Origin of the sequence: Acidithiobacillus ferriphilus (assembly GCF_018854775.1) — a bacterium.
GTDB lineage: Bacteria > Pseudomonadota > Gammaproteobacteria > Acidithiobacillales > Acidithiobacillaceae > Acidithiobacillus > Acidithiobacillus ferriphilus.
On the sequence record NZ_JAAZTY010000021.1, the window covers coordinates 1 to 1,480 of the forward strand.

The window sequence follows — 1,480 nt, forward strand, 5'->3', positions numbered from 1 at the left end:
GCAGGATCACGGTGGCCCGGGTGGTGCCCTGGGAGAGGACCTCCGCCACATCTTCATAGGCGGTGAAGCGTTCCATCACCGGACTGTCGGCGGTGGCCGTCGCCAATATATCCAGGTCGCCCACCGTGTCCTTGCCACGCCGGAAGCTGCCGGCCACCACCACCCGTCGCACGCCGGGTATGTTCTGCAGGTAGTGGAGCAGGGCGGCTGCATACGGGGCGGCGATGGCGATAGGAAAACGGGGAACGGCGGCGAGATGGGCCTGGAGGGCTTCCAGAATGCGGGCCTCGGTTTTCTCGCCAAAACCGGGGATGCTGCGGATGCGTTTCTCCTGCGCGGCGCGGGCAAGCTGTTCCACCGTCTCCACGTCCAGTTCATGCCAGAGCGCCTTGACCCGTTTAGGCCCGAGGTTCGGCACCTTGAGTAACTCCGCCAAAGCCGGTGGGGTCTGTTTTTCCAGTTTTTCGAGGAAGGAGCAATGGCCCGTGGTAACTATCTCGACCATTTTTTTAGCCAGGTCCTCGCCGATGCCGGGTAGCTCCGTAAGGTCTTCGCCGGTCTCTACCATGGTTTTGACGTCGCTGCTCAGACCTTGTACGAGACGGGCGGCATTGCGGTAGGCCCGCACCCGGAAGGGATTGGCGTCCTCGATCTCCAAAAGGTCGGCGATTTCGTCGAATATGCGCGCAATGTCAGGATTGAGAACCGGCATGCTTTATGGCTACACCGGCGGCGGTGTTTCACGCAAAATCTGCAGTACCTCATCGTCCTTGACTTCCCGAAAGTCCGTAAAGAACTCTCCTACCGCACGAAACGGCTCCGGGGCCGACAGGTAAACCAGCTCATCGGCCAGAGGACGCAAGCGCGCGATGGTATCGGGAGGGGCCACGGCAAAGGCGGCGATCAGACGGGCAGGCCGCTGCTGGCGCAGGAGACGCAATGCAGTCCCCAGAGTAGCACCGGTGGCGACGCCATCGTCAACCACAATAACGATCCGGCCTTGTGGATCAATGGCCGGGTGAATCGGCGTGTACTGCACGCGCCGCGCTTTGATCACCTTCAGTTGCCGGGCCGCTTCGTCGCGGATGTACTGCCCGTCGATACCAAGGCGACTGACTATAGGATCGGTCCATATCCGCCCATCCTCATCGACGGCGCCTATGGCATATTCGGGATTGTCTGGCGCTCCGATTTTGCGCACCAGGACCACGTCAAGATCCCCGTGGAGGGCGTTGGCGATGATGCGCCCCATGGGCAGCGCTCCGCGTGGAATGGCGAGCACCAAGGGATGTTTGCCATCGTAAGCGGCCAGGCTCCGGGCCAGTAATTCCGCTGCCGCTTCACGGTTGGCAAAATGTTCTGGTACTGTGCGCGCGCTCAAATCTTCCATCCCCGTAACCGCTCCAGCAAGTCCACCGCCAGCGCCGCGCCCGCCATGTCGATCTCCAGGTCGCGACTGAGGCGGCGACTGAGGCGGGCG

Annotated in this window: 2 protein-coding genes; both read right to left on the reverse strand. The window is 62.2% G+C overall.

The window, feature by feature from the left end:
- Window positions 1-712: type-X family DNA polymerase (locus HF921_RS01715; protein ID WP_215893197.1), on the reverse strand; the 712-nt coding region annotated here is incomplete at its 3' end.
- A 9-nt stretch (window positions 713-721) separates the two neighbouring features.
- Complete coding sequence (locus tag HF921_RS01720; RefSeq protein ID WP_215862129.1) at window positions 722-1,390, reverse strand: phosphoribosyltransferase; 669 nt, start codon at window positions 1,388-1,390, stop codon at window positions 722-724.
- Window positions 1,391-1,480 lie beyond the last annotated feature (90 nt).

Coding starts and splice junctions, on each gene's coding strand:
- HF921_RS01720 (WP_215862129.1), bottom strand. CDS start 1,390: ATGGAAGATTTGAGCGCGCGCACAGTACCAGAACATTTTGCCAACCGT.